4 protein-coding genes and 1 pseudogene are annotated in these 7,139 nt (G+C 68.0%); 3 read left to right on the plus strand and 2 right to left on the minus strand.

Translation table 11 applies throughout. The features are described 5' to 3' along the window. Together G4D85_RS47485 and G4D85_RS47490 are read left to right on the plus strand one after the other, a co-directional pair. Positions 1-254, plus strand: a pseudogene (locus G4D85_RS47485) (3-hydroxyacyl-CoA dehydrogenase); the annotation flags it as partial. Positions 255-284: 30 nt separating this feature from the next. Beyond that, a complete protein-coding gene (locus G4D85_RS47490; protein ID WP_164021589.1) occupies positions 285-1,691 on the plus strand; it encodes an aldehyde dehydrogenase family protein in 1,407 nt (468 codons plus the stop codon). A gap of 37 nt (positions 1,692-1,728) precedes the next feature. Here G4D85_RS47490 and G4D85_RS47495 read toward each other — a convergent pair whose 3' ends face one another. Both G4D85_RS47495 and G4D85_RS47500 read right to left on the minus strand, forming a co-directional pair. Further along, entirely contained in the window at positions 1,729-2,496 is a 768-nt protein-coding gene (locus G4D85_RS47495; protein WP_164021599.1) for a DUF5953 family protein, read from the minus strand. A gap of 1 nt (position 2,497) precedes the next feature. Continuing rightward, positions 2,498-3,271 (minus strand): DUF6310 domain-containing protein, encoded by a 774-nt coding sequence (locus tag G4D85_RS47500; protein WP_164021591.1) that lies wholly within the window; start codon positions 3,269-3,271, stop codon positions 2,498-2,500. Between the two features lie 532 nt (positions 3,272-3,803). Between G4D85_RS47500 and G4D85_RS47505 the strand changes: the two genes are divergently transcribed. Then, the gene (locus tag G4D85_RS47505; protein WP_164021593.1) at positions 3,804-7,016 is read left to right on the plus strand and encodes a CHAT domain-containing tetratricopeptide repeat protein; all 3,213 of its coding nucleotides are present in this window, start codon (positions 3,804-3,806) and stop codon (positions 7,014-7,016) included. Positions 7,017-7,139: the final 123 nt, after the last annotated feature.

Here is a 7,139-nt window from a genome sequence, read left to right on the forward strand (position 1 = left end):
ACACGGTGCGGTGCTTCGACGAGGGCGTGCTCCGCTCCGTCGCGGATGCGAACATCGGCTCCATCCTCGGCATCGGCTTCCCGCCGTGGACGGGCGGCGTCGTGCAGTACATCAACGGCTATGAAGGGCGTACCGGCACGGGGCCACGTGGCTTCGTCATCCGCGCGCGTGAGCTCGCGGAGTGCTACGGTAAGCACTTCCTGCCGCCCGCGTCGCTTGTCGAGAAGGCCGAAAAGGGTGAGCTGCTGAAGTAGCTGTCCCTCTCACACACAAGGAGCAGTCCCATGGCTCGGAGTCCCAGTCACCTCGCCTCCGAGCCGCATTCGCTCGACGCGAAGGCCCTCGTCGAAAGCCAGCGCGCTTGGTTCGAGACGCGTGTCACGCTCCCGCTGGAGTGGCGGCGGGAGCAGCTGCATGCGCTCGACCGGGCGGCCCGCAAGTACGAGGCGGAGATTCTCGCCGCCCTCAAGTCGGACCTCTCGAAGAGCCCGGAGGAGGCCTACCTCACCGAGGTGGGCAGCATCTATGGCGAGCTGAAGGGCGCCCTCAAGAACGTGAAGGCGTGGATGAAGCCGCGGAAGGGCTCGGCGCCGCTCGTCATCCAGCCGGCGCGGGCGTACCAGTACGTGGAGCCGCTCGGCGTGACGCTCATCATCTCGCCGTGGAACTACCCCTACCAGCTGGCGATTGCGCCGCTCATTGGGGCACTGGCCGCGGGCTGCACCGCCGTGGTGAAGCCCAGCGAGCTGTCGCCCGCGACGTCCAGGGTGCTCGCCCAGATGCTGGGCGACGCCTTTCCACCGGAGGTCGTCTCCGTGGTGGAGGGAGGTGTGGAGGCGAGCCAAGCGCTCCTCGCGGAGCGCTGGGACCTCATCTTCTTCACCGGAGGCACCAGCGTGGGCCGTGTCGTGGCCCAGGCCGCGGCGAAGCACCTCACGCCCACCGTGCTGGAGCTGGGTGGGAAGAGTCCCTGCATCATCGACCGGAGCGCGGACCTCGAAGTCACGGCGCGGCGCATCGCCTGGGGCAAGTACGTCAACGCCGGTCAGACGTGCATCGCGCCGGACTACGTGCTCATTCCCCCCGAGCTGAAGGGCCGCTTCACGGAATTGGTTCAGAAGGCCGTCCAGTCCTTCTACGGCGCCGATGCGAGCACGAGCAGCGACTACGGCCGCATCGTCAGCACCCGCCACTTCGAGCGCGTCTCCGCGCTCGCGGCGGACGGGAAGGTGGCCTTCGGCGGTGAGCGCGACGCGTCCAGCCGCTACTTCGCGCCCACCGTCATCACGGATGCGTCCCTGTCGAGCCCGCTGATGCAGGACGAAATCTTCGGGCCCTTGCTGCCCCTCGTGGACTGTCCGAGCGTCGACGACGCCATCCGCTTCGTGCGCGCCCGCCCGAAGCCGCTCGCCCTCTACAGCTTCGCGCGCGACGCGGCGGTGAACGAGCGCGTCCTGAGGGAGACGTCGAGCGGTGGAGCCGTCACCAACGACGTGTGCGTCCACTTCGCCGCCGAGGGGCTTCCCTTTGGCGGCGTGGGCGAGTCGGGGCTGGGTGGCTACCACGGCCAGTCGAGCTTCGATGCGTTCAGCCACAAGAAGAGCGTGGTGAAGCGGCCCTTCGCGCTCGACATGAAGCTGCGCTACCCGCCGTACACTGGGAAGCTGAGCCTCTTCAAACGCTTCCTGTGACGGGAGCAAAGCTCCGGGGCGCGGAGGGGCGCCAGCCTCAGCGAAGGCTGGGGCCGGCGCGCCCGCCAATCTCAGGGAGGCGCTCGTAGGCCCGCAGGAGCGCGTCCAGGTGGGCGGGGTTGTCGAGGTCGAGCGGTGAGTCCGTGAGCCGGACGACCCACCCGCCGGTCGCGGTGCGCCGCGCTCGCGAGAGCAGGTCCGCGTCGCGGGCCGGGTCCGGGAAGCCGATGGCTCGGGCGGCGGCGTCGGACCAGTAGTTCAACCACCCCAGGCGATGGGGAAGCTCCGGCGCGCGGATGTGCTCTGGGAACTTGAGCGCCGGCAGCCCCCGAGGCGGGCTCCGCGGTTTGCGCAACGGGTGGACCGTCTGCCGCGAGATCTCCACGCCCGCGCTGAACGGTGTCGCGTGGCCCCAGAATGCGCGTGCGCCCTCTGCTACCGCTTCCAGCACCTCCGGTGCCGTCGCGATGCCGACCGCGTTCGATGGCAGGGCCGCGTGCACTTCAAGATGCGGCGGGCTCCCGGCGGCAAGACCCGACGGGTTCTCCCAAGCGGTCAGGGTGACGCGATAGCCATCATCTCCGTTGCGGAGCAGCGGAAACCCTCCGTCCCGCCTTTCCTGGACGACCCACGCATCGCGCTCCGGCAGTGGAATGCGCTGCCCCTCGTCAGAAATCGTCCATCCCAGGCGCAAGCCAGGGAACGCACGCTCCATTCCGTGAACGATGGCGAGCGGACGCCCATCGTCGCCTACGAGGGCAGGCGCGTAGACAGCGAGACCCAGGTCGTCTTGCGTGGCAGGCATTTCAGCACCAGTCCATGACGACAATTTCAAGAGTGGGGTCCAAGCGCTCCAGTGCGGCTCCGTGCGAGGCGCTTCGCACGCCAATGCTGAAATGATACCCACATTCCCTGGCCAGTCTGGCCTCGCGCTGTAGCTCCGCTATCTGCTTTCTGAGCACGATGTCTCGCAGGTCGGGCGAGTACGTGTCGAAGTTGTCGGTCTTGACCTCCCACAGCACGCGCGCGCGGGGTTGAAGTGCGTCGAAGCGCTTCCCGTTGACGAGCACGTCCGAGCCAGGGAAGCCATTCAGCGGAACCCTGTCGGCGCACTGGTTGTGCAGGGCATCGCCCCCCAGGTGCGGCACGGGCTCCGCATCCTCGGAGTAGGGCCGCCGCAGCTCATAGGCCTCCAACTCCTCGTGGATGGCGACGGCCACCACCACGGCGCCGATGATGACCACCGCTCCCACGAGGATGTACGGCTGGGACAAGAGGCAGATGCCGACCATCGCGGGCACCGCCACCGCGCCCGCCGAGGCCACCGTGCAGCGACGCTCGGGGTCGTGGAAGCGGACTTTGCGAGTGTCGAGTGTGTGAAAGCACCGCTCCACGAGTACGGGCCAGGGATGGGAGGCCTCCTGGACGACGCAGCGCCCCTCGTCCCTCCAGGGCAGGGCTGCCGCTCTCTGGAGGTTGGCCATACTTGGGCTGCGGGCCACCGGCTCGCCTGGGCGAGGCTCCGTCGTCGCGCAGGCGGAGAGAAGGAGCAGCAGTGCGATGCAGGAGCGGAAACGCATGGCCACGTCCTCTCCAGTCAAGCCAGGGAGCCGTGGGTCAAGGCTGGCCGATTCTGGAGTATGCCAGCAGCCCTGACGGCGAGGATGCTCGGAGCGTGTCGGAAGTTGCTGGAGGGAGTGCTCCAGAAGTAGAGGGTTCTGCCGATCGGCCTGTGGATTTCCTGCATCATTTCCGACCGCGTCGGCTCATTGGATTCGGAGGTAGGGGGTACGCCGCGTGGCCGACACACGCGGCTGGCCGCCTATCTACAGGAACGCACCGGCCTGCAAGTCAGTGCCTGACAGGGGGAGAGCTGTTGCGCTGCCACGGCTTCGTCTGGCGCCGCATCAACTGACGACGCGTCATGATCCGCTCATCTCGTGCACGTCGATGCCGATGTACTCCCCTGCGAGCATCCACCTGTCCTGAGCTGTCGGGCTGGTGGACTACCCCGGAGGCAGTGCCCCGCCGATTCACACCATCCCACTTCGCGTTCTACCCGCCGAGCCCTGCATGGGGCCGGCGCCCACGAGACAGGTATCGGAGGATGTCATGCGGCAGATTCTTGGGTGGATCGCGGTGGTGGTCCTGTGCTGTGTCGCAGAAGCAGCGGCCGGGGAGGAGAAACCGGACGCGCGGCAACAGGAGGCGCAGAGAGCATATGACGAGGCGAAGAAGCTCGACGAGGCAGGCAAGTACGCCGAGGCTGTGGCGCAGGGCGAGCACGCGCTCGCGCTGCGGGAGGCTGTGCTCGGGGGCACGCATCTAGAAGTCGCCGACTGTCTGAACTTGCTCGGTAGGTTACACCTGCGCCAGGAGGACTTTGACCGAGCCGAGCCATTGCTTCAGCGCGCGCTCGCCATTCGCGAAGCGGCCCTCGGAAAGAACCATCCCGACGTCGCCAAGTCGCTCCACAACCTCGCTGTCCTCTACGCGGACCAGGGGTTGTACGGTCGGGCAGAGCCGCTCCACCAGCGCGCGCTCGCCATTCGCGAAGCGACCCACGGCAAGAGCCATCCCGACGTCGCCAGGTCGCTCAACAGCCTCGCTGTCCTCTACGCGGACCAGGGGTCGTACGGCCGGGCCGAGCCGCTCCACCAGCGCGCGCTCGCCATCTGGGAAGCGGCCCTCGGCAAGAACCATCCCGACGTCGCCAACTCGCTCAACAACCTCGCTGTCCTCTACGACAACCAGGGGTTGTACAGCCGGGCCGAGCCGCTCTACGAGCGCGCGCTCGCCATCTGGGAAGCGGCCCTCGGCAAGAACCATCCCGACGTCGCCAACTTGCTCAACAACCTCGCTGTCCTCTACGACAACCAGGGGTTGTACGGCCGGGCCGAGCCGCTCCATGTGCGCGCGCTCGCCATCCGGGAAGCGGTCCTCGGCAAGAACCATTCCGACGTCGCCACCTCGCTCCACAACCTCGCCAACCTCTACGACAACCAGGGGTTGTACGGCCGGGCCGAGCCCCTCTATGCGCGCTCGCTCGCCATTTGGGAAGCGGCCCTCGGCAAGGACCATCCCCTCGTCGCCACCTCGCTCAACAACCTCGCCAACCTCTATGCGATTCAGGGGCTGTACGGCCGGGCCGAGCCCCTCTTCCAGCGCTCGCTCGCCATTCGCGAAGCGACCGTCGGCAAGAACCATCCCCTCGTCGCCGTGTCACTCAACAACCTCGCCTCCTTCTACAAGAAACAGAAGGCGTACGGCCAGGCCGTGCCGCTCTACGAGCGCTCGATCACCATCGCGGAAGCGGTCCTCGGCAAGAGCCATCCCGACGTCGCCGAGTCACTCAACAACCTCGCCAACATCTACGTAGAACAGGGGTTGTACGGCCAGTCCGAGCCCCTCTATGCGCGCGCGCTCGCCATCTGGGAAGCGGCCCGCGGCAAGAATCATCCCGACGTCGCCGAGTCGCTCAAGGGGCTCGCCTTGCTCAGGCTGGCCCAGCATCGCCTCGCCGACGCCCTGCCGCTGTTCACACGCGCCTTCGACATCTCCGAGAAGCGCCTGCGCCAGGAGGCGCTCGGCTTCTCCGACTCGCGGCTGGCCAGCTTCCTCCAATATCTGCGCGCGGACGAGCAGACGCTCTACGCCATGCTACGCGCATACCCAGAGGACGTGCGAGCGCAACGCCTGGCCCTCAGCGCCGTGCTCCTGCTCAAGGGACGCTCCGTCGAGGAGACAGCCAACATTTCCCGAACCCTCTACCATGGCCTGGGCGCCGAGGACCGCGGCACCTTCGAGCGGTTGCGCGGCCTGCGCACCCAACTGGCCAACCTCTCGCTCGCGGGCCCCGGCTCGCTCACCCCAGAGAGCTATCAACAGCGCCTCAAGGCGCTGACCGACGAGGGTGACTCCCTCGAAGCGGACCTGGCCAGGCGCTCCGCGACCCTGCGCGCTCTCACCGCCCTGCCTCCTCCCTCCGAGGTCGTCGACCGGGTCGCCGCCGCGCTTCCCCAGGACGGCGCCCTCGTCGAGCTCATCGCCTACAGGGACAGCCCCCTCGTCTCCAGACCCGGTATCCCCCGCGCGAAGAGCCCTGACCAGCTGCGCTACCTGGCGCTGGTGCTCTTTCCCGATGCCACCACCCGCGCGGTGGACCTCGGCCCCGCGAGGCCCATCGACCTCACCGCCTCGCTCCTGCGCGATGCCCTGGCCAACCGAGACGCCTCCTTCCAACCCACGGCCCAGGCGCTCTACCGGCTCGCCTTCAAGCCCCTGCTGCCCCTGCTGGGCAAAACCCGTCGCCTCTTCGTGTCTCCCGACGGACAGCTCGGCCTCGTCTCCTTCGCCGCTCTTCATGACGGCCGCCGCTTCCTCCTCGACTCCTTCGAGTTCATCTACCTCACCTCCGGCAGGGAGCTGCTGCCTCGTCCCCAGGAGATGGTTTCCTCATCCTCTGTCTTCGTCCTCGCCGATCCGGACTTCAACGCCCTACCTCACGTCGCACCCTCTACCTCCATTGACGCGTCCATGGTGGTCGAGCCCTCCATCTCCCTCGAGCGCTTCTTCTCCACCGTGGGCTCGGACCTCTCCGGCAGCGCGTGGATGTCTCTGCCGGGCACCCGGCGGGAGGCCGAGAGCATTCAGCGCCTGCTGCCCCAGGCCCAGCTCTTCCTCGGTCCCGAGGCCACGAAGGAGCGCCTGCTCCACCTGTCCTCTCCGGGCATCCTCCACCTCGCCACCCACGGCTTCTTCCTCGGAGATGACCCTACCCCCACCCCGGGGTCCCGCGCCGTGGGCCACTTCGGTGCGCTCGGCGACACTCCCCTCGCACCGCGGCCCCAGGAGCCCCTGCTTCGCTCCGGCCTCGCCCTCACGGGCGCACGCGCCCCGGCGCCTGACTCCTCCACTCCTTCCGAGCCCCGGCCAGATGCCGCCCTCGTCACTGCGCTGGAGCTGGCCGGACTCGACCTCTGGGGCACCCAGCTCGTCGTCCTCTCCGCCTGCGACACCGGCCGCGGCACTGTCCAACTGGGCCAGGGTGTCTACGGCCTGCGCCGCTCCCTGGTAGTGGCCGGCGCGGAGACCGTTGTCATGAGCCTGTGGAAGGTCAACGACGACTCCACCCGCCTGCTCATGGAGACCTACTACCGCAACCTTCTGGCCGGCCAGGGCCGCGCCGCCGCCCTGCACGCGGCCATGCGCTCGTTCCGGGTTTCCCGGCCCCATCCCCACTACTGGGCTCCCTTCATCGCCCTGGGGAGCGACGCCCCCCTGCGGGCAATCACTCCCACACTGCCCGAGCCTCCGGACCCCTAGAGCGCCGAACAGGTTCGTGGAACCTCAGGCCGCAAGCCGCCGCTTCTCGTCGATGCGGCGGTGGAGGGTCTCCAGGTTCTGGAGCGCGCAGAGCCTGCGAAGGTCGAAGGTGTTCTTCCGGGT

It is taken from the genome of Pyxidicoccus trucidator (genome assembly GCF_010894435.1).
Classification (GTDB): domain Bacteria; phylum Myxococcota; class Myxococcia; order Myxococcales; family Myxococcaceae; genus Myxococcus; species Myxococcus trucidator.